Annotated in this window: 13 protein-coding genes; 4 read left to right on the top strand and 9 right to left on the bottom strand. The window is 71.1% G+C overall.

Annotation, left to right across the window (positions count from 1 at the left end):
* Window positions 1-193 precede the first annotated feature (193 nt).
* The 3 genes from NBZ83_RS09210 to NBZ83_RS09220 all read right to left on the bottom strand — a co-directional run bounded on the left by NBZ83_RS09210 (window position 194) and on the right by NBZ83_RS09220 (window position 3,354).
* Entirely contained in the window at window positions 194-1,060 is an 867-nt protein-coding gene (locus NBZ83_RS09210; protein WP_261568360.1) for a mycofactocin-coupled SDR family oxidoreductase, read from the bottom strand.
* Between the two features lie 75 nt (window positions 1,061-1,135).
* Entirely contained in the window at window positions 1,136-2,620 is a 1,485-nt protein-coding gene (locus tag NBZ83_RS09215; RefSeq protein ID WP_261568361.1) for an aldehyde dehydrogenase family protein, read from the bottom strand.
* A 215-nt stretch (window positions 2,621-2,835) separates the two neighbouring features.
* Window positions 2,836-3,354: a TetR/AcrR family transcriptional regulator gene (locus tag NBZ83_RS09220; protein WP_438803300.1), complete on the bottom strand. Its 519-nt coding sequence runs from the start codon at window positions 3,352-3,354 to the stop codon at window positions 2,836-2,838.
* Between the two features lie 1,070 nt (window positions 3,355-4,424).
* Here NBZ83_RS09220 and NBZ83_RS09225 point away from each other — a divergent pair.
* Window positions 4,425-5,654 (top strand): cytochrome P450, encoded by a 1,230-nt coding sequence (locus tag NBZ83_RS09225; RefSeq protein WP_261574758.1) that lies wholly within the window; start codon window positions 4,425-4,427, stop codon window positions 5,652-5,654.
* A 77-nt stretch (window positions 5,655-5,731) separates the two neighbouring features.
* Window positions 5,732-5,926, top strand: coding sequence for a ferredoxin (locus tag NBZ83_RS09230; protein ID WP_261568363.1), 195 nt, complete (start codon window positions 5,732-5,734; stop codon window positions 5,924-5,926).
* Window positions 5,927-5,983: 57 nt separating this feature from the next.
* Here the strand turns inward: NBZ83_RS09230 and NBZ83_RS09235 are convergent, their stop codons facing one another.
* Window positions 5,984-7,105 (bottom strand): PucR family transcriptional regulator, encoded by a 1,122-nt coding sequence (locus NBZ83_RS09235; RefSeq protein ID WP_261574759.1) that lies wholly within the window; start codon window positions 7,103-7,105, stop codon window positions 5,984-5,986.
* Window positions 7,106-7,251: 146 nt separating this feature from the next.
* Between NBZ83_RS09235 and NBZ83_RS09240 the strand changes: the two genes are divergently transcribed.
* Window positions 7,252-8,232, top strand: coding sequence for an alpha/beta hydrolase (locus tag NBZ83_RS09240; protein WP_261568365.1), 981 nt, complete (start codon window positions 7,252-7,254; stop codon window positions 8,230-8,232).
* Here NBZ83_RS09240 and NBZ83_RS09245 read toward each other — a convergent pair.
* Genes NBZ83_RS09245 through NBZ83_RS09260 form a run of 4 tightly spaced genes read right to left on the bottom strand, consistent with a single transcriptional unit; the run spans window position 8,229 to window position 20,314 of the window.
* On the bottom strand, window positions 8,229-9,584 hold the full coding sequence (locus tag NBZ83_RS09245) for a ricin-type beta-trefoil lectin domain protein (RefSeq protein ID WP_261568366.1): 1,356 nt from the start codon (window positions 9,582-9,584) through the stop codon (window positions 8,229-8,231). The two genes, NBZ83_RS09240 and NBZ83_RS09245, sit on opposite strands and share 4 nt — an antisense overlap.
* Before the next feature lie 35 nt (window positions 9,585-9,619).
* Entirely contained in the window at window positions 9,620-13,255 is a 3,636-nt protein-coding gene (locus tag NBZ83_RS09250) for a hypothetical protein (RefSeq protein ID WP_261574760.1), read from the bottom strand.
* Window positions 13,248-15,677: a hypothetical protein gene (locus NBZ83_RS09255; protein WP_261574761.1), complete on the bottom strand. Its 2,430-nt coding sequence runs from the start codon at window positions 15,675-15,677 to the stop codon at window positions 13,248-13,250. The genes NBZ83_RS09250 and NBZ83_RS09255 overlap by 8 nt, the downstream gene beginning before the upstream one ends.
* Window positions 15,674-20,314, bottom strand: coding sequence for a YncE family protein (locus tag NBZ83_RS09260; protein WP_261574768.1), 4,641 nt, complete (start codon window positions 20,312-20,314; stop codon window positions 15,674-15,676). The genes NBZ83_RS09255 and NBZ83_RS09260 overlap by 4 nt, the downstream gene beginning before the upstream one ends.
* 243 nt (window positions 20,315-20,557) lie before the next feature.
* On the opposite strand from NBZ83_RS09260, the gene NBZ83_RS09265 reads away from it, so the two are divergent.
* Entirely contained in the window at window positions 20,558-21,295 is a 738-nt protein-coding gene (locus tag NBZ83_RS09265) for a hypothetical protein (RefSeq protein ID WP_261574762.1), read from the top strand.
* Window positions 21,296-21,323: 28 nt separating this feature from the next.
* On the opposite strand, the gene NBZ83_RS09270 is transcribed toward NBZ83_RS09265, so the two are convergent.
* Window positions 21,324-22,043 carry a glycosyltransferase family 2 protein gene (locus tag NBZ83_RS09270; RefSeq protein WP_261574763.1) on the bottom strand — a complete coding sequence of 240 codons (720 nt, stop codon included), beginning with the start codon at window positions 22,041-22,043 and terminating at the stop codon, window positions 21,324-21,326.
* Window positions 22,044-22,049: the final 6 nt, after the last annotated feature.

Consider the following 22,049-nt stretch of genomic DNA (forward strand, 5'->3'; position numbering starts at 1 on the left):
CCCCGCCGCAACCCCTACACCCAACCCCTCGAGACCCTCCTCGACCCCACACAAAACCGTTGAGCGGCCCCGGAACCTCTGATGCCGGAAACTCTGATGCCGGAACCTCGGACGCCGGAACCTCGTGGAAGGCGGTGCTCGGCGAGCGCCTCGACGCAACCCGAACACTGCCTTCCGCAGGGCTCGGCGGCGATCAGCCCGTGGGGCCGTTCGGGAACTTGAGCAACGAGCCGGCGTCGACCCGGATCTGCTGGCCGGTGATGTACCGGGACTCGTCGGAGGCGAGGAACAGCACCAGGTTGGAGATGTCGACCGGCTCGACGTAGGGGATCGGCATCGCCTGGAACATGACGAACGCGGGCTCGACGTCCTCCCGGGTCGGGTTCTCCAGGTCCGGCCGGAACTGCGCGTACAGCCCGTCGTTGTGGAGCAGGTGGGTGTTGACGTTGGTCGGGTGGATGGCGTTGACCCGGATGAACTTCGAGGCCAGGTGGAGCGCCATCTCCTCGACGTAGCCGATGAGGATCTTCTTTGCCCAGCCGTAGCCGGCGCTGCCCGGCCCCATCGCGGGGTTGTCGGTGGTGTTGGGCATCATGGCCGCGGTCGAGCCGGTCACGATGATGGAGCTGCGGTCCGGCAGGTGCGGGACGCTGACCGCGACGGCGTTCATCACGCCGATGAGGTCGACGTCGACGGCGTCGATGAAGTCGGTGGCCTGGGGGTCGCCCATCGCCATCGGCAGGATGCCGGCGTTCGCGACGACGATGTCGAGGCGGCCGAGCTCGGCGACGCCCTTGTTGACGGCCTCGCGGAGCTGGTCGCGCTCGCGGACGTCGGCCTTGGTGGCGATGATGCGCCGGCCGAGCTTCTCGACCAGCGTGACGGTCTCGGCGAGGTCCTCCGGGGTGGACAGCGGGTAGGGGTTCGACTCGATCTGCTCGACGATGTCGATGGCGATGATGTCGGCGCCCTCCTGCGCCAGGCGGACCGCGTGGCTGCGGCCCTGCCCGCGCGCCGCGCCCGTGATGAAGGCGACCTTGCCCTCGAGGCGACCTGACATTGTCCTGCTCCTCTGCTCGTGCGTGCGATCAGGTGGTGGGCCGCCTGGATACCGGTGGCCCGGAGGTGCGGCAGCTCAGCCGGCGTAGCCGACGGACTTGCTCTCCAGGTGCTGCTCGAAGCCCTCGATGCCGCCCTGGCGGCCGTTGCCCGACAGCTTGTAGCCGCCGTAGGGGCCGTTCGAGCCGTAGAAGTTGCCCCCGTTGACGTTGATGCTCCCCGTGCGGATCCGGCGGGCGACGGCCAGGCCGCGGTCGAGCGAGGCGGAGAACACTCCACCGGACAGGCCGTACGGGTTGTCGTTGGCGATCCGCACGGCGTCCGTCTCGTCGTCGAACGGGATCACGGCGGCCACCGGGCCGAAGATCTCCTCGCGAGCCACCCGCATGCCGTTGTCCACGTCCGCGAGCAGCGTCGGCTCGACGTAGTAACCGGTCGGCAGGTGCGCGGGGCGGCCGCCGCCGGCGACGACCCGGGCGCCCTCGGCCTTGCCGATCTCGATGTAGTCGAGCACCCGGTCGCGCTGGCGGGCGTTGATCTGGGGGCCGGAGAGGTTCGCCGGGTCGTTCGGGTCGCCGTAGGGCAGGTTGCGGAACACCTCGGTGAGGATCGCGAGCCCCTCGTCGTAGACGGAGCGGGGCAGCAGGATCCGCGTCGTCATCGCGCAGCCCTGCCCGGCGTGCAGGCACGCCCCGAGCCCGGCCCCGGGCAGCACCGAGGCGAGGTCGGCGTCGTCGAGCACGATCATCGCGGACTTGCCGCCGAGCTCCAGCAGTGTCCGCTTCATCGTCGCGGCGGACAGTTCGACGATGCGCCGGCCGACCCCGGTCGACCCGGTGAACGACACCATGTCCACCCGGGGATCGGTCACGAGCAGCTCGGCCACCGCGTTGTCGGAGGTCGGGACCACGTTCACGACGCCCGCCGGGATGTCCGTCCGCTCGGCGATGATGCGGCCGATCCGGGTGGCGTTCCAGGGGGTGTCCGGCGCGGGCTTGAGCACCACCGTGTTGCCGGTGGCCAGGATCGGGCCCAGCTTGTTGATCGTCACCTCGAACGGGTAGTTCCACGGCACGATCGCCGCGACCACCCCCACCGGCTCCTTCCAGACCGCGCGGCGGCTGGGCCCGAACAGGTTCGTGTCGGGCAGCGGGCGGTCCCACGGGAACTCGTCGATCAGCTCCAGCGGCCCGCGCAGGCCGTCGGCCAGCGGCCAGTCGAGCTGCGCGAAGTGCGTCACCGCGATCGGCGAGCCCGCCTCGGCGACGAGCTCCGCCCGCAACGCCTCCTTCTCGTCCTCCAGCGCGGCCTGCAACTGGGCCAGGCACCGCTTGCGCAGCTCCCGGTCCGTCGACCACGACGACTCGTCGAACGCGCGGCGCGCCGCCGCGATGGCCCGGTCCATGTCCGCGACGGTGGCGTCCGTCGTCTGGCCGAGGACTTCCTCGGTAGCCGGATTGATGTTGTCGTAGCGGCCGCCCGCCGCCGACTCGCTGAGTTTCCCGTCGATCAGAAGCCGCAGCTCGCCCTGCACGGACACCGCCTCAGACGTCGTCGTCATCGCCGATCAGACCCCTCGTCATCGAAGACCCGTCCTGACGGGGCGGGTGCGTCGAGGAAAGCTACAGCGCATCTGACACGGTGTCTACGTGCAGGCCCGGAGACGCACGCGGAGACGGTCGGCCTCTCTGCGTGAAGAAATTCTCGCGCGCAGTCACGACCGATCGGGCCTCGAGAAGATTTCCAGCACCCTGAATGGAGAACCTTCGGAGCGAATCAGGTGACGTCTTCTGGGGCGGGATCGCCGACCTTCTCGGCTGTGGCGACGGAAGCCCACAGGGTCACGACTGCGTCGGTCATCTCGTCGGGGTTGGGGGTCGGGATCAGATAAAGCGAACTCGTGGCTCGTAGCAGAAGTTCCGCGAGGACCTCTCGCCGCACCTTGCCTTCCTGAACTATGGCAAGATCGTCGAAAACGGGTTCGAGGAGTTCCGTCACCTGGGCCACGAAGGTCGGGAAAATATCGCGGATGAACTGCAGGGCGAAGGCGGGCTCTGCTTCGATGACTCTGGAAACCTCGGGATGGTCGTCGCCGTAGTGCATGATGGCGTCGGCGGTCGCGCGAAGGCGCTCAGAGGTGACCGGCTGTTCGGCGACCGCCTCGTCGAGCGCCGCACTGACGCCCCGCCGGACGTGTTCGCTGATGGCGGTGAGCAGCTCGCCTTTGGTCTTGAAGTACCGGTAGAGCGTGCCTCGAGAGACCTCCGCCGCCGCGGAGACGTCCCGCAGGGACATCTTGGCCGGTCCGTGAGCCGCGATGCACCCCAACGCCGCATCGAGGATCTTCGCCGGTGTCTCGAACCTATTCCCCACTGCGTGTGTCTCCAGTCTGGCGGCAGGACGATCCGCTCCCGGCCCCGTCCACACGAGCGCGCCCCCATGCCGATGGTAGGAGGACTTGCGCGATCAAGGCGTTGTGAGCCGTGGCCGTCCAGGAGCCATGGACGACAGGAGGGCCCCCGACGTTACCAAAAGCGATAGATCGGCTACTTTGGATCTCTATGAGATGATCGAATAGAACTTTATTGACTTTATCGGCTCAATAAGCTTAGCCTGCGGACGTGTCGCAGCCCACAGTCATACGTCGCCGAGCCGCAGTCACCGCCGTGTCGATCAGGCCTCCGCGCAGCTGCGGGCGCGGCACACCGGACAGCGGCCGGCACCTGCCAGCTCGGGAGAAGAGCTCGTGACCGGGCCCCCGACCAGGTCATGACCGTGCGTCGCCCCAATCGTTCAGGCGCATCGCATCCTCACCGGACGAGTGGGTCCGGACCAGGGCGGAGGCGGGTTGCGGTGCGTTCTGCACGGCCTGAGCCCCGGGATCGTGCGCATCGCACCGCAACGCGCTCCCCGCGCACCTAGGTACGACCACCACAAATTTCACTCACAGTCAATCTCCTGCGACCCCTAGTAGATAGGACTTGCTCGTCTAGCGGCACAGCGGAGACTTGCGCATCGTCCGGAGCGCTCATGCACGTGGACGGCGTGGTGATGCTCGGGGCGGGACTCGCCGGTGGCCATGCCTCGGTCGAGCTGCGCGGCGAGGGTGCACAGGCATGGTGACGCCGCCCGGCACCGAAGAACATCCACCCTACGATCGTCCGCCGTTCGCACTCATCACGATTCTTGACCGCGTCCCGCAGCAGGCTGGCGGAACAGGTCGACCGGCTGGCCACGGCCACCGATCAACGGCACGAGGAGACAGTGCCGGAGATGAGAGGCAGTGCCGGAGATGAGGGGACAGTGCGCAGATGTGGTCTAACCGCACGGCCGATCATCATCATCGAGAAATGGAAGGCCGACCCGTGACGACCGTCGACGAGGCAGGATTCAGCGACACCGATCTGGACCATCACAGCCCGAAGTTCCGGGAACACAACTACGAAATCATGGCGGACCTGCAGAACCGTTGCCCGGTGGCCAGGTCCTCGGCCTGGGACGGCTACTGGCTTTTCACTTCGTATGAGGCCGTGTTCGACGCCTGTCGAGACCCGGATCTTTTCAGCAACCACATGAGCAAGGCTATTCCCGCCCTGCCGGTCGAGGTGTCCTTCATTCCGATCGACATCGACCCGCCGATGCTGCAGAAGTACCGGAAGTTACTACTTCCCTACCTGTCTCCCAAGGAGGCCGAGCAGCGGGAGTCGGCCCTGCGCCGCACGGCGACCGAGCTGATCGACGCCTTCGTCGAGAGCGGCGAGGCCGACCTCGCCGAGCAGCTGTTCACCCCGCTGCCGGCCCGGTGGACTCTGCAGCTCCTCGGCTTCGACGAGAGCCGCTGGCCGGACTGGATCGACTGGCTGCACTCTCTCATCCATGATCGTGCCTACGCCCCGGAGCGGTCCGCTCAGTCCGCGGCCAACATCTACGGGACGATCGCCCAGGAGATCGCCCAGCGACGGCTCCAGCGCGGCAGGGGCGTACTCAGCGATCTCATGGAGGCGGAGATCGACGGGGAGAAGCTCTCCGACGAGGAGCTGTCCGGCATCGTCGTGCTCCTCCTGCTGGGTGGCATGGACACCACAGCGGGCCTCACCGGCAATGCCTTCCTGCGCATCGCCGCAGATCCCGCGCTGCGCCGCCGGCTCATCGAGGACCCGGACGTCCTGGAGAGCGCGACAGAGGAGTTCCTGCGCCACGACACCCCGGTGCAGGGGCTCACCCGCGTCGTCACCCGGGACGCGGAGTTCCACGGCCGCCAGCTCAAGAAGGGCGACCGGGTCATGCTCATGTTCGCGGCGGCCAACCGCGATCCCAGCGCCTTCGAACGCCCGCACGACATCGATTTTGATCGCAGCACGAACCGGCACATGGCCTTCGCGCTGGGTGTCCATCGCTGCCTGGGCTCGAACTTCGCGCGGGCCATGTTCCGTGTGATGATCACCGAGCTGTTGCGTCGGCTGCCGGACGTGCAGGTCGCGGCACCCGTCGAGCGCCTCGCGGACGCGGGCGACGTCTACGCCGTCAAGCACCTTCCGGTTCGCTTCACTCCCAGGCCGCGCGAAGACGTGGGCACGCCCGCCCGCGGTGACTGAGCCCCGCGGCCGCGCGATGACGACAGAGCCGCGATGACTACGGAGCCGCGATGACTACAGAGCTGAGAGGAGCTCCCATGAAGGTGTCGGTCAGCAACGAGTTCTGTCAGGGCCACGCGCAATGCCACGCCAAGGCCCCCGACGTCTATGAACTCGACGACGAGGGTTTCATCGGCGCGGTGGCACAGCTGGACGTGCCACCGGGTCTGGAGGAAGCCGCCCGGCTCGGTGCCGCGGCCTGCCCGGAGCGGGTGCTCGCACCGGTCGAGTAGGCGGTGTAGGTGGTGTAGGTGGTGTAGGTGGTGTAGGCGCGAACGAGGGGCCTGGGCCTACCTGCCGCCAGCATTCGGGGCGTCGAGGTCCGAGCAGAGCCGCCGGATGATCAGCGCGGCGGTCAGCCGGATCCGGCCCTGCGGCGTGTCGATGGGGAAGCCCAGGACACGCTCGGCCTTGGCCAGACGCGCGATCAGCGTGCTGTGATGCACATACAGCACGGCCGCGGCCTGCCGCAGTGAGGCGGTGGCGCCCACGGCGACCAGCATGGTCAACGTCTGCGGGCCCTGCGGTCCGGCGCCGAGCCGCCGCAGCGCCGCGACGTCGGGTGAGGCTGCGAGCCGCTCGGGGGGCATCTGCTCGGCGAGGTCCCGCCAGACCCCGAGGCTCTCCTCGGTGACCAGCGCCGACCCCCCGGCGAGCGTGGCGAGCCCCGACGGCAGCCCGGACCCGGTGAACCGCAGCGCGGTGCGGGCGCCGCGCCACGCCCGCTGCGCCGCCGAGGCGGGCACCGGCGCGGATCGCCCCACCCGCACGCCGGTCGGGATCTTCGGCTCGTCGGCCGGCGCCTCCCGCCCGACCACCGCGCGCACGTCGCCGATCCGCACGGCGCGCACCCACGGATGCAGGGTGGCCAGGAACTCGGCCTCGGAATCAGGATCGGAATCGGAATCGGGCGAGCGGACGGCGTAGACCGTGACCGGGCAGGCCGGCTCGATGCCGAGCAGCCGCAGGGCGCGCGCCCGGCCGGCGTCGTCCGCACCCGCGCCGAGCACCAGTTCCAGCAGCGCCGGATCACCAGTTCGGGAGTGGTCGAGCCGTGGCCGGGGCGACAGCGCCAGAACCGCGTGCCCCAGCCGGTCCAGGAGCATCCGGTCCTGCGGAAGCGGCGGACCCGGCCGCGCCAGCCAGACCCACCGGTCGTCACCGGCCCGCGCCCGGACCGCGTCGTCGGGCGGGTCGCCGGCGAACGGAACTCCCCCGCCGGGCCGTACCGCCAGCGGCGGGGCCGAGCCGCCGGCGAGGCCCACCTCGCAGCCGGCGAACCGGGCGGTCGCCGACAGCACGGTCTCCAGGCTGGCCTGGTGCTCGATGAAGCCGTCGAAGAAGGCGATGATCCGCACCGCGCCCAGCGCACCCTCGTCCAGGTCCGCCAGCCGCAGGATCAACCCTTCCATTCCAGGAGACTACGACCGCGGGCAGGCCCGCCGGTACCGACAGGGCACGCGGGGCGCCGGTGGACACGTGACGGTCGCGCACTCGACGATGGCCCGACAGCCAGCCGCCCTGTCCCGGGGCCAGCTCAGGGACGAGAGGATCACCGGTGCGCTACGCCATCGACCCGGAAATCGCGCCCTGGGTCGCTCTTCTGGTCGACGTGCCGATCGCCGACGTCACGCAGGCTCGCGCGCTGGTGCGGGAGCTCACCGCGGCCGCCCCGCGGCCCGACTCCGGCGGTGCGGTCTCGATCAGCGACCGGGCGATCCCGGGACCGGCTGGACTGGCGGACGCACCGGACGTCCGGGTGCGGATCTACCGTCCCGTCGCGGCGCCGGCCGGCTGTCCGGCGGTGCTCTTCCTGCACGGCGGCGGTTTCATTCTCGGCGATCTCGACATGGCGCATTCCGAGGCGCTCCGGTTCGCGAAGCTGGGTTGTGTGGTGCTCAGCGTCGACTACCGGCTCGCGCCCGAACACCCCTACCCGGCCGCGCTCGACGACTGCTACGCCGCGCTCACCTGGCTGGCCCGCGAGGCCCGGCCGAGCCTGGGCGTGGATCCGGCGCGCATCGCCGTCGCCGGTGGCAGCGCGGGTGCGTGCCTCGCCGCCGCGCTGGCCCTGCTCAGCCGCGACCGCGGCGGCCCGGCCCTGTGCTTCCAGTTCCTCACCGCCCCCAAACTCGACGACCGTCTCGGCACCGTGTCGATGCGCACGTTCACGGACACGCCGATGTGGGACAGCGCAAAAGTCGCGCTCACCTGGCGCTACTACCTCGGCGACCGCGCCGGCGGGTCTGATGCGGACGTGCCGGCCTACGCCGCGCCGGCCCGCGCGCAGGACCTGTCGGGCCTGCCACCCGCGTTCATCGCGGTCTGCGAGTTCGACCCGTTACGCGACGAGGGCCTCTCCTACGCACAACGGCTCGTCCAGGCCGGAGTCCCCACCGAACTGCACCTCTACCCCGGCACCTTCCACGGCTCCCGACTCATCCAGGACGCCGCGGTCACCCGACAGATGATCGCCGACGAGGATCGAGCCATCGTCCGCCGCCTCGGCCTCGAACCCCGCCGCACCCCGAGTTGCTAATCGCGCGTCACCCGCCAGCTGTCCCCGCCCACCCGGTAACCCGGATTCCACCTGAACACATAGGCGCGATCGGAGTCGTATTTGTAGTCGGCCGCGTAGAGCCAGCCGGACTTCTGGTTGTTCTGCAGGCCGATGCTGTCCCCATCGCGGAGGACAGTGTTACCGGCGATGGTGAAACCGCAATCTTTTAGTACCCGGACGGTGCTGTTGATGGTCAGGTCCTTGCCGTACGGGCCCCGCAGCTCCCGGATGCGCACGATATTCTCGCTCGCGGTGAACTCGGCCCCGCCGTTTCCGGTGAGACTGCCGTTGACGGTCAGGTCGCCCAGTATCTTCAACCCATTGAGGCCGGAGGTCGTCAGCTTGTTCTGGTTGCCGTAGCCGACCGTGAGATCGTGGTTGGCGTACAGCGACCCGTTCGCGTTGAGCGTGGACTGCGCGGTGAGGTCCCCGGAGACCGTCAACGCGGAGCGGGCGGAGACGTTTCCGGAGATGGTCAGCGCGGACCAGGCGGAGACGTTCCCGGAGACGGTCAGCGCGGAGCGGGCGGAGACGTCCCCGTCGACCGTCAGTGCGGTGAGCTCCGGATTCGGGACCGTGACGGTCGTGGTCAGGTAATGGGTCGTGTCGCCGACGACGTAGCTGAGGTGGAAGGTGGTGTCCCGCAGGATCGTTCCCTTCCACTGGAGGTCGGTGGTGGTCTCCGACTGCCCGTAGGCCGGTTTCGCCCCCGAGCCGTGCAGGATGGTGTACTCGAGGGTGTCCGGGCCACGCCAGGTGAGGCGGATGTTGCCGCCGGAGTTCGCCTCGGGCTGGTCGGCGTGGAAGTCGCCGACACTCTGCACCGGGATCCGCGGGGCGGGGAACTTGGTGATAGGCAGGGTGGTGAAACCGGGGCTGTCCGGCCAGTTCCCCTGGTCCAGGGTCGCCGTCTCGCGGACCTCCACCCGGGCCGTGCCCGGCTGGGTGCTGATCGACAGGTTGGTCAGCGTGATGGTGATGCCCGAGACGTCCAGGGGGTTGCCGTTCCCTCCGGCCGCCCGGGCCACGAAGTTCGCGTAGTCCCCGTCGGGCAGGGCGATGTCCGCGCCGGCCTCGATCCGTTCCACCGTCCACCCGTCGGCGCTCGCCGTGCCGTCCCCCAGATCGGCGTCCACCAGGCTCTGGGCCAGGTCGCCCTGGGGCAGCGAGAAGACGATCTCCCGGCAGTAGACGGTCTCGCCACCACCGTTGGACACCACGAGGTGCAGGGTCGCCGACGGGGTTGCGGTACCGACCGCCGCGTACAGCGGGTACGGCTCGCTGATGATGGCGTAGTCCAGCAGGGGCTTGCCGATGTCCGATTCGCTCATGGCGCGACGGCTCCTCTCGGGAGTGGATACGAAGGTCACGGCGCGTCGAAGCCGCCGGACAGGCGCAGGTGGCCGGTGCGGATGACCGGGCCGTCCTCGTCCAGTCGGGCGGTCTGGTCGCTCTGGACGATCGGCTGGTGGACCCAGCCGGTCGGGGCGCCGTCGACGTCGGGGACGACCAGCTCGGCCCAGTCCCACGTGCCCTGCGCGGAGGTGGGATGCGGCAGGGCGATGGCGTCGACGAGGCCGGCCGGCCCGCCCTGGCCGTCGGCGCCCGGCGCGTCGGACGGCACCGCGCGGGTCGTGGTCAGCACCGGGCTCAGTCGCAGCGCCACGCTCATCGCGGCCATCGCCGTGCGGGTGAACCGGGACGGCAGCAGCAGCTCGGTGGCGGGCAGCAGGTCCGTGGTGGCGTGGACGGCGGCGCGCGGGTCGACCAGCAGGGTGAGGTGCGTCCGTTCGGTGGAGTCCGCCGCCAGGGTCGGCCAGTTCACGCCGTCGATCGCGGTGACGTAGCCGGTGGGTTCGGCGGTGTCGGGAGTGGCCACCGCGTAGAACGTCGTGTAGTCCGATTCGGCGAAGTAGCCGATGAGCCCGTCGCCCTGCTGGCCGGCGTTGCCGAGCCGGATGGGCCACCGGTAGTCCAGGTGGGCCATCTCCGGCGGCGCGCCGTGGCCAGCGGCGCGTCGCTCGCGCCACTGGGTCAACGCCCGCCAGTCCAACGCGTAGCGCCAGCCGGCGTCGGTGATCGGCGGACCGTCCAGCTCGAAGCCGAGCCTGGCGCGGATCAGGGCCAGGGGACGTCCGAGCAACGCGCCGAGCACCTCGTCGCCGAACGGGTCGCCGGGGTCGATACCGGCCAGCGCCTGATCGACGGTGGACAGCAGGTCGGTGAAGGCCGCCGGCCCCCGGGCGACCAGCTCCCGGGCGAACGCATGGAGTTGCGGCCGGTCGTCGCGCAGCTCGTCGATCGTCCCGACCTGCGAATCCGGCAGCGGCCCCCAGCCGACGACGGCCGTGGGCGGCTCGCCGTCGGCGCCGGCGACGAGTTCGACCCGCAGCTCGCCGAGGGCCGCCCCGGTCGGGGCATAGCAGAGCAGCGAGCGGTCGACGTAGTTCGGAATGATCCACCCACCGACCGGGGTGGTGTCCGGGGTCAGGTCGACCAGGTGGTCGTCGTCGTGCTCGGCCACGAAGTCGAACCGCAGCCGGGCGGGCTGGAGCAGCCGCGGCGGAAGCTGGACGAAACGGTCGGACAGGTGCGGGTCGGCGTACCGGCCATCGGGACGCAGGCTGTCCGCGACCGCGGGAATCAGGTAGTCCTGGTCGCCGTAGTGCAGAACGTCGAGGGTCTGGCCGAACTCGTCGACGACACTCAGGGCGGCCAGGGCGAACTGGCCGGCCCGGATCTGGGTGAATCCGGACGGCTGCCAGCCCTTGAACGGCTCGGGCAGCGGCCCCGGGGCGGGCAGGTGGTCGAAGGCGTCGCCGATGAGGCGGCCGATCGCGCCGGGTGGGCGCAGGCCCGGCGCGGGGTCGCGCAACGCGAACGCGTCGGTGAGCCCGTCCAGGCTCTGGGACAGCAGGTCCAGGTCCCGGATCTGTGCCGCGGCGACGGTGAACGCCGCACCCGCGGCGGCGGGCCGCTCGGCGGCGAGCCGGTCCAGCGCGCTGCCCAGGGTGTGCTGGGCCAGCGGGACGAGGAACCGGCGTCCCGTCACCTGCGCCGCGGCGGCGGCGGAGCCCGCCTGCCAGTGGTAGCGGCTGCCGTCGAAGCGCCAGTTCGGCGCGGCCGGGTCGCCGTAAGGGACGGGCCAGTGCCGGACCCGCCACTGGTACAGCAGCGGCTTCCAGGGCTGCCGCCACGGCTGCGGCGCGAGCTGCGGGGGAATCGAGCCCGCGTGGGCCGGGTCGAGCAGGTAGAGGAGCTCGCCCAGCAGCGCCGCCGCGATCGGCGGCAGCCCGTCGGCCCGCAACGACGCGAAGGCGTCTGGCAGCGGTCCACCAGGCCGGGTGTCGCCGAGAATCTGCGCGGCCAGCCGGCAGGCGAGCGTCCCGGCACCCGTCAGCGAGGCGTGCGCCGCCTGACTCTTCGCTCCCGCCAGCACAACGGTGGGATCGGTGACCTGGTAGAACGGCGGCAACGCGGACCGGCGCAGCTCGTAGCCGGCGGGCAGCGGGTGCTCGGCGACGTACGCGGCGATGGACCGCGCCAGCTCCTCGGCGTCCGCGCCGTGCGGCACTTTCGCCTGCAGGTCCGCCAGATCGGCGAGGCGCCTGGTCACCTCGGCGGCGAGGCTCGCGTCGTTCGCCGGATCGATCTCGGCGCGCAGTTGCTCCCGGGTGTACTGCGGTGGGATGAGCGGCAGTCCGTGCATCCACCACAGCGCGTACAGCCGCTTCTGGAACGCGACGAGGTCACGTGCGGCGGTGTCGTGGGCGCTCTGGTCGGTGTTGAGCCGCGCCAGCCAGCCCTCGTAGCCGGGGGCGGTGCCGGACCAGGTGACCGACGCGGGGTCACCCGAGGTGTTCCCCAGGTCGGCGGAGTCCGCGAGGTGCCAGCCGTAGCCGCCGGGCAACCGCTGGAACCACCCGCGATGCAGGGCCTGCGCGGTGTCGATGTCGCCGTCCGGGCCGTCGAGGACGTCCAGCAGGCCGCGGCCGAGCGCGTGCAGGAGCGCCGGGTCGGCGTCACCGAGATCCCCGGACGCGGCGAGCAGGGCGGCGTGGGCCTCGTCGACGCTGCTGCCCACCGCGATCTTGTCCCGGACATCGCTGGACTCCGGGCGGTCCGAGTCCGGGATCCCGCCAGGATTCCACCCGACGCCGACGGCTCGGCCGCAGTAGGTGGTGCTCCGCGGCGTCCACCCGTCGGGGAGGTCGGCGATCGTCCAGTTCAGCGCGGCCAGCACGTCGGCCACCGAGGCGGTTCGCAGCCGGCGGGTCAGCTCCTCCTGCGCCGGGTCCGAGTACCAGCCGATGACCTGGTAGTTCAGGGTCGTGGGCCAGTCAACGCCGGTCAGCGGGTCATGCAGCGAGAACACGTTGCCGTGGTACGGCTGGTAGGCGGAGAAGGTCAGCAGGCCCGGCCCCACCGCGGTGAGGAACAGCTCCGCGCGGTCGGGGTCGGTGGGCTCGTGCCAGGCGGTGCCGGCCGGGCCGATGTCGAGGGCCCGGCCGAGCCGCGTCGTCACGATCGTCGAGCGGTACGGCGTCGACGTGGGGTCGCGGACGCCGGTCCGAACGGGATGGAGAAACGGAGATGTGCCCTTACGGGCGTCCAGGAAGTCGCTCTCCACCACCCAGCCGGTGGTCAGCTCGGGGTCGTCGGGCGCATGCCGGACGACGAGCCAGCGGTTCGGGACGAGTGGGAACTCCGTGCCCCCGCCCGGCTCGCGGGCAGCGCCCTGGCGCAGCGCCTCGGGCAGCTCCCAGCGCACGTACACGCCATCGTGCTGCTTGTAGGCGTCGTCGGACTCGCCGTCCTGGGTGGCGTTCCACTTCTCCTCGTTGGTGAACGGGTCCGGTTCGGGGCTACGGCTGTGGCGCAGCAGGGAGAAGTTCGGCCGCCAGCGGCGGAAGCCCTGGCCGCCGCGCTCGCGCACGGCCTGGTTGACCACCAGGGCGTCCACGTTCACCGGGACGATGATCGTGGTCTCGGCGTCAGCCATGGCTGGTGTCTCCCGTCCCCACGGAAGTGCTCCGCGGTTCGGTGGCGCGGGCGGGTTCGGTGGTGAAGGTGCGGCGCTGGGCGGCGTTGATCATCTGAATGGCGAACTCGCTCGGCGTGAGCGGGTGGTCCCGGCCCAGCGCGGAGGTCAGCCCGGCGGCGAGACGCGCGACCCGCAGCACCTCGTCAGGGCTGCCCGCCCCCGGCGCCCGCACGTAGGCGCGTAGTCCGGGCGTGGCTGGGAACGGGTAGTGCCGGCGATCCAGCTCCTGCCCCAGTGGCGCGAGCGCGGGGTCGAGCGAGCGCAGGCGGATGATGCCGTCCTCGATCGGGTCGTCGCTGCCGCCCTCATCCGGCTGGTCGATGCCGAAGTGGACGCCCTGCTGCGGTTCGGCGAGCTCGACCCGGCCCGGCACACCCTCGATGAGAACGAGCAGGACGTCGTCGGCGAGGGTCTCGCGGCGCACGATCGGCAACGCCTTCTCGCCGTCGGTGGCCACCGGGTCCGCATACGGACGGATCTCCAGCGCTGGCCAGCCGCTGACCAGCCGGGAGCGCAGCAGCAGTCCGGTGATCGGCCCGGCGGGCGCGGGCAGCGGTGCCTGCCCGTCGGGGCCGAAGAGCTCCTCGTCGGCGACGAGGTCGAAGGAGTGGGAGAGACCGACGCTGAGCGCGCCTTCGAGCAGGCTGTCGGTCCACTCGGGGTCCACGTGGAAGAAGCGCACGCTCTCCACCGGCAGCATCCGGGCGTCGGCCACGAGGTGCGCGAACGGCACACCCACCAGGCTGCGCAGCGCGATCAGTCGATTCCGGACGAGGGTGAGGTCGTCGTCGGGCTGCCCGTCGTCCGCGAGGCGGGAAATCCTCGCGCCGAGCCGGGCGCGCAGCTCCGGCTCGGCGCGCAGCCGCCGGGTGGTGAGCCCGGCGGTGGCCGGCAGCTCCATCGCCGCCGCAACCGGGGTGACCGGCGTGACCGGCGTGACCGGCGTGACCTCGCCTGCCGGCTGACGGCCCGCGAGGCGGCGGCCCCCCGGCGCGGCCAGGATCTCGCCGAGGCGGTCGGCCAGCCCGTTCGTCACGAGATGTTCGACCCGCGCCCGCGCCCGCGGCCCGTCCGCCCCGGCGCCCAGGGCCTGCCGCGCCGCCTGGCCCACCTGGCCGCGCAGCCGCAGCAGCGCCGCGCAGAACTGGCGGTTGGCGAGGGCAACGCCGCGACCGGCGGTGAACGCGGTCGCGAGGCTGAGGTCGAACACGCCGTACTCCGCCAGGACCACCAGCGCCTCGGCCGCGCACTTGCGGCGGTCCCGCGCGGCCGGCGCCCCGGCGGGAACGGGGATGAGCGGGCCCCGGTACCAGCCGAAGGTGGCGCGCCCCGCCTCGGTGCGACACGAGATCGGTACATAGCCGGCGCGCAGCCGATCGTCGACCTCCTGATGGTCGGCCCCCGACGGCGCGGCCCCACCGGGCGGCAGGCGCAGCAGCAGCGCGGTTCCCCGGTCGCCCTCGGTGTCGACGAAGTGCTCGGTGAGGGCGGCGAAACCGGGCGTGTGGTCGACGAGCGTCTCGAACGACCACGACCACAGCGACACCAGCCGCAGGTTCTGCTCGGGCCCGCGGTACGTCTCGTCGTCGGGGTCGGGCAGGTAGGACTGCCAGCCCTCCAGGGAGACCAGGTGCGCGACGTATCGCCCGCCGGTGGCGCGGGGCAGCCGGTTGCCGATGACGACCGCGTAGTCGCCGACGGAGATCAGGTCCTCGGCGAGGGTGACGTGCTGGTGCTGCTCGTTGACCCAGCGGACGTGGGTGAGCAGGGGCAGCTCGGCCTCGGTGGGGGCGACCGCGTGGAAGACGGACCCGGGCAGCAGGACCGTGCGGCACACCTGGTCGCGGTCCTCGGCCGCGATCGGGTCGGTGTCCTGGTCGAAGGCGGGCAGGACGACGCCGGCGTCGGCGGGCAGGCGTTCGGCGGGGTCGCTGAGCTGCGCGACCGTGCGCGGCTCGGTGCCGCCGAGGCAGTGCGGGTCGGCGGGCAGCTCGCCCTCGGCGAGGACGAGCAGGGCCAGCCAGGGCAGGCGCGAACCGTCCCCACTCGTGGTCTCGTCGCGTTCCCAGGGCAGCGTCGGCCGGGTGAGGGTGACGTGCGGCAGGACGTCGTCGTAGCGGCCGGTGGCGCCCGGGGTCGGGTACGTGCCGTGAATCCAGTCCGGCTGCACGCCGAAGCGCGGGGCGCGGACCTCCACCTGCTGAGCCTTCGGTGCCGTGGCGGTGGGCAGGTAACCCTGGTCGACCGCGGCCCCGTCGTGGGTGAGGGTCTGGTAGGCGGCGATGGTGTACCGCCCGGCGGTGATCTCCGGCACGAGCGAGTCGAAGAACTGGACGTTCAACGACGGGTCGGGATCGGCGGCGTAGTTGATGCGGCTCATGCCGGGGCACCTCCGGAGTTCTGGGGGCCGGGGGTGGTCACCGGCGGTGGCACGGTGACGGCGAGCGCCACCGGATCGTCGGTGAGGGCGATGGTGACGGGCAGCAGGACCGGCGGCGTGGCGCTGACGTCCACGACCCCGACCTCCCGGCTGTGCGCCCGGGCGACGTACAGGCGGTCCCCGGCGGTGGACACGGCGAGCGCGATCGGCTCCGGCCCGACCCAGACGGGCTCGCCCGCCTCCCGCGGCACCGCCCCGGACACGTCGAAGACCGACACCGTGCCGGTGGTGGCGGCGGCCACGTACAGCCTGGTGCCGTCCGCGGAGGCGACGAGGGCGCTCGGCCCGGAGCCGGTGGGCAGGGTCGCGATCACCCGGCGCCAGGTGAGGTCGATGACGGTGACGGTGCCGCTTCCCGCGTTCAGCGCGTAGAGCCAGCGCTGCCCCGGGTCCAGGGCCAGCCGTGTGGGGGCGGGTCCGGCGGGCATCGGATCCCCCGCCGGAGTGGGGGCGTCCGCGTCTCTGACGTCGAGCACGAGCACGTTGTCCTCGCCCGGCTGGGCGACATACACCGACCAGGGGTCGATTCTGTCGGCGGACACCAGGTCGGCAGGCGTGGTGTCGCCCAGGTCGTAGACGCCCTGCCTGATCGGGTTCCCGCCGCGCAGGCGCAGGATCGTCACCTGGTTCGGGTGCGCGCCGGCGACGCAGGCCAGGGGGAAGTCCAGCGAGAAGGACACTCCCCGGGCGTGGCGTCCCAGCTCCGGCGGGGTGGCGGGGTTCAGGTCGCGGGCCGCCCTCGCCGGGTTGGCGGAGATGTCGAAGACGTCGACGTGCACCTCGGTCGCCCCGGCGACGCACAGGAGCCTGCCGTCGGGGCTGACGGCGAGCCGCGTCGGGTTCGGGTACCGCAGGGTGAAGGGCTCGTAGGGGATCAGGCTCTGGGCGTCGACCGGCGTCACGGTCTGCCCGGCGCCCAGCACGTACAGCCGCTCGCTGGCCGTCGGCGTGCCCGGGACGGTGCCCGCCGGCTTCACGGTGAGGTCGCCCGCCACCAGCGCGTCCTCGGCGCTGAGCCGGCCGTTGGTGCCGGGGCTCACGCCCAGGTCACCCATCGCCGCGAACAGTCGGTCCCGGGACTGGTCGACCAGGGTGCCCGTCAGCTGGGCCGCGATGTCGCCGAGGTCGGGGGAGGTGTCGTCGCTCGGGTCGGGGACCAGCCGCGCGGCCGTGGGCTGCCGCAGCGGCAGCTCCCCGTCGGGCCGGCGGTCGTCGTGGGCGATCGTCCCGGCCAGGATCGGCCCCGGGGTGCTGCCCACGATGGGCGGCGGCAGCCGCAGGTCGACGCCCATGAGCTGGTCGTCCACCCGCTGCGCGCTGCCGGTGGTCAGCCGTCCGTCGTAGGGACCCCACAGCGCGGCGGGCAGGTTCGCCCGATTCTGCGCCGTTCGGTCGCCCTGGTACCAGGCGCCCAGGGCGTGCGCCTGACCGTGCTTGGTCAGCATGACGGTGAGGACGGAGGCCAGGTCCCGGCCCTCGTCGCGGCGGGGGCGGATGTTGACGTTGTGGCCGTCGATCCGGGTCGGCCCGTCCGCGTCGAGCTGCAGGATGCTCGCGGGGATGGCGGCCCGCACGGCGAACGAGAAGGCGCCGGGGCCGACGATCCACAGCTCGCCACCATGATCGTCCTTTGCCCGCTGCGGCGTCAGCCCATCCAGCGGGATCAACCGGATGGCGTCGTCCGGCGCGGGAAGCTGGGCGACCACGTCCGACCAGGGCGCCGGCCCGTCGCCGCCGCCGCCGCGGTCGCCGAAGGCGATGCTGAACGAGACGAACCACAGGTGGACGGTGACCTCGCCGGCCGTCGGCGGCCCCCACAGCCGCAGCGACGCGCCGACCTCGACCCGAATGGTCTTGCGGACGAACCAGAGGTCCAGCAGGTAGCTGACGCCGATGCTCACGCCGATCCCGGCGTCGAAGTGGAACGGCGCCCACTCGATCAGAATGTCGGCGTGCGCGGTCAGCCAGGCGTGCAGGTTGCCGGACCGGTAGTCGACGTCCAGCCCACCGCCGGCCATGATCGCCCCGGGGGTCAGCGCGAAGTACGATCCACCGCTGATGCTCAGCTCCGCGGTGACCGGCCAGGAGAAGCCCAGCCGCGGCACCCGCGGGTAGTGCGCCGGCACCGGGTAGCCGGGGTGGTAGCCGCCCAGCGTCAGCACGAAGTCGCCGGCGTGCGCGTCGTCGAACCACACGTAGAGGGCGAACCCGCCGGTCAGCACGCACGCCTCGGACAGCAGGAAGGAGCCGGGGGCGAGCTGCGCGGCCACCTTCAGGACGCGTTCGCTGGCCCGGTAGGTGGCCGAGATCCCCAGCCGCGCCCGCGCGTAGGCCGGCAGGCCCGCATCCTTGGGGAACCGGGCCGCCGCCGTGCCGAGCACCGCGACGGCGAAGTCGTCGCCGACCTCCAGCACGAGCAGCGCCTGGCCGTCGAGGAACCCGACGACGTTGAAGGCGAGGCCGGCGGCGAACCACAGCGCCCCGGACGCGGGCCGGACCCAGGCGTCCGCGCCGCCCATCAGGCCGGACAGCACCGTCAGCGGGTCGGTGTCCGGGTCGGTGGTGGTCATGTCCGCCAGGAACGGGAACTGGACGACCTGGTCGCCCTGGGGCAGACGCAGGTCGGTGTTGAGGCCGAAGCCGGCCATGATGCCGGTGATGTCGATCGGCGGCGGCCCGCCGAACTCGCCGCTGATCCGGCCGAACAGGAACATCGACGGCTCGTCGGGATGTGCCCTGGCCCGCGCGAACGCGCCGAGCGCCGTCAGCCCCCAGTCCTGGGCCGCGACCGCCAGGACGCCCTCGATCAGGGTGTCGTAGGTGGCGTCCGGGGGCCGGTTCACCAGGCCGCCCTTGATCGTCAACGGCGGCCGGCTGTAGGCGACGGTCAGCCCGTCCAGCCGGGCCTGCACGTTCGTCAGGTCGGACAGCTCCGTGCCGAGGCCCAGTCCGACGACGCCGACGGTGAGCCCGGCCAGGCCCAGGGAGGCGTCGACCAGGACCCAGACGGTGCCGTCGGCGTAGCCGGCGCCGACGCGGCGCACGTGCAGCGGGCCGATGGAACGCTGCACGTCGATCCAGGCGACCAGGGGCAGCCCGCCGGAGCCGCCCGCGGCGAGTTCGCCGCCCCGCGGGGCGCGTTGCGACCGGGCGGGTTCGAGAGCCGAAGTCACGACACCACCACCACTGCCACCACTGCCACCGCGGACGGCGAGCGTGGTCGGCGCGGTCCGGCCCGGCAGCTGGACCTGCACCGTGAGGGCGAGCCCCTTGCGCATCCCGTCGATGGGCAGCAGCGGCAACGCCGGGTCACTCGCCGTCAGCGCCGCGTTGAGCTGACCGACGCGGACGGCGGGCAGGTCCGCGGAGGCGACCAGCAGGCCGATCCCGCGCAGGGCGACGTCCTCGCCGGCGGGAATCCGGCCGTGCAGCAGCGGGATGTCCGACAGCCCGGCATGCAGCCCCAGACTCAGGCTGCCCACCCAGGCCCGTTCACCGGAGGCCGGCCTGTCGGACACGACGACGAGCGAACCGCCACCGGCCTCGCCCACGGCGAGCACGACCGACCGGCGAGCCGTGGCGTACCCCACCGTGAGCTTGGTGATGGTGCCGAGCTTGGCAAGCACGTCGTCGGTGGAGGGGTCCGTCAGGCCCAGCAACCAGGCAAGATCGGCGAGGGACACGCCCCGGGAGTCCTCACAGCTCGCGGTGAAGTCCGCGTTCTGGGCGTCGGTGACGGTGAACGTCAGCGTGCGGTCGCCGTCCTCGGTCGGCACGTCCAGCAGCAGGCGGCCGCCGTACTCCTGGTCGTAGCCGGACCTGTCGGACCGGCGGGTCAGCTTCGCCTGGAGATCGAGGTCGGCCGTGACATCGCCCAGCGGGAAGCCGGCGTCCACCTCCACCCGGAATCCCGACCCCGACATTCCGGAGCCGTGGTCGTAGGCCACCATCAGCCGGTGAAGCTCGATGCCGGTCAGCACGGGCGGCGGTTTGGCGCCGAACAGCCCGAAGAACGCGGCGGCGACGGGCCACCCCTGCCCCACCTCGGGCTGGACGATGAACTCGAAGCTCGCCTGCGCGCCGCTGAAGTCGAGCGCGCACGTCAGGGCGAGCGGGGTGCCGTCCTTGGGGGCCAGCTCCGCCTGGACGGCAAGCTCGCGGACGGTCGCGCCGTCCAGCTGATTGATCTGGTAGACGAGCTGGACGTCGTTCAGCCCGATGTCGCTGAGCACCGACAGCACGGGATGGCTCGCCAGCGACAGCGCGATCTGGACACCGATGACCTCGGCGCCCTCCGCATTCCCGGCCGGAGCGGCCGGAGCGGCCGGAGCATCGGCGGCGAAGAACCACAGGGAAATAGTCGGCGTGCCAGCCGCGATGGTGCCACTCAGGCACAGACTATCCGGGTCCGGCTCGATGTCGGTGAGCTTTTTTCCCGCGGCGAACCAACCCGTCAGGGCATCGATGTTCACCGCGTTCCCGAGATCGCCGAGACCCGCCGGGAGATCGTCGGGAAGGGTCAGGTCCCGCACCGAAGCGAGACCACCCAGCCATTCCTTCAGCTTGCCGACGGTCATCGCCACGACGCATTTCCCTCCGACCGTTCGGACGTGCCCGACACAGACGTTAGACGAGCAAACTAACCGGCGCCCGCCGACTTTCAACACAGTTACTTGATGTCCGGTTTTCTCTCTTTTGCTCACAGTTGACCGTCCGTCAAGACGGGAAAAAACCCTCTCGCACCATCGGACCGGTTGTGTCAAAATCAGGACCCTCCGCCGTTCGGCGTCCGCAGCGCAAGATCCGACGGAAGGCCTCGCATGCCGACGAAGACGAAGAAGCGCCCCTACAAGCCGGCCGTCGAGCCGAACCTCAGGCACGGCGGCCGGGCGTCCGACACCTGTCCCCGCTGCGGCCTCGCCAGGAGCAAGAAGAAGACAGACGGTAAGCCGCTGCACGGAATTCCGGAGCTCGTCGACAGCGCGGATCTGCGCGGAGTCCTACGCACCGTGGACGACAACCTCAGAAGCGACAGCGAGCTGACCGGAGATCCCGACTGCGGCTTCATGATGGGCGTTCTCGAGGCAAGAATCGACAACAAGGAATATTACCTCATCGCCTCCAGCGGCTGGAACAAGAAGCTGGAAGGTCCGTGGATACAGCCCAAGCACCTGAAGAACATCACCTATCACCGCGGGGAATGGGAGACCGTGAACCCGAAGATCCCCGATCAGGAAAAGAAGGAGGAGTGGTGGACGGTCCGCGGTGCGAGAGTGGAGCTGAGCCCGACCGTAGATAATCTAACAAAGTCGTGTTCGGCCATCAAGCTCCTGCTCGGCCTGGGCGCCAAGAAACTCGCCTGGAATTCGGTCGGCTATGTGCGCATGAGCGAGATGGCGTATGTCGGCTCCAACGCGTCGGCCAAGATACGCGCAATATTCAAGAACTGGCATGGCAAGGGCGCCACGAACTCCTGGACCGCACACTCCTGCAAAGAGTGCGAGGCCCGTGTCCCCTACCTGATCTGCGACGTCCCCACCAACATGATCGACCCCTGACCGGCCAGCCTCGAATCGGCGCCGCGGACTATTCGAAGCCACTCAGGACGTGGGCGAATCCGCCCTCGACGCGGGAGTCGCGGCGGGCACTGGTGGTGACCCGCACCGCGGTGGTGTGCAGGACACGCAGGTCGGGATGGCGGTGCAGGTTCACGGACAGCGCGTTGTCCTCGCCGACGGAAAGCGGGGGGAAGCCGCCGACCCGGTTGTAGGCGTCGAGCCGGACTCCCAGGTTGGCGCCGTGCGCATGCCGGTGCAGACCCGGGTCCGCAGGTTCCGCCCCGCGGTAGTGCCGCAGGAAACGTCGCTGGGCGGGGGCGGGGAATCCGTCCCAGTCGTCGATGTCGACCACGCCGAACACCGCGTCCGCGCCGTCGCACGCGAGCTCCACCTGGGTCATGATCCAATCGGGGGAGACCCGGCTGTCCGCGTCGGTGGAAGCGAGCCACACCGCGCGTGGATGGGCCTGGGCCGCGCCCACCGATGCCCGGGAGATCAGGTGCGCGAATCCGCGCAACCGGGCCCGTCCCACATTCCGCTCCCGCACTGCGAGCGTCGGCACCGCGCGCGTCCGGCAGTGCCGGGCGGACTCGTCGCCGCAGTCGTCGAGCACGACCAACACCTCGACGCCCACGCCGCGCAGACCTGGATGGTGGACCGCTTCGCTCAGGGCGTCCAGGCAGGCCCCGATCAGATCCTGCTCGTCGTGGGCCGGGACCACCACGCCGACCCTGCTGATCCGATTCATGAGCGG

This window comes from Frankia gtarii (assembly GCF_025403375.1).
GTDB lineage: Bacteria > Actinomycetota > Actinomycetes > Frankiales > Frankiaceae > Frankia > Frankia gtarii.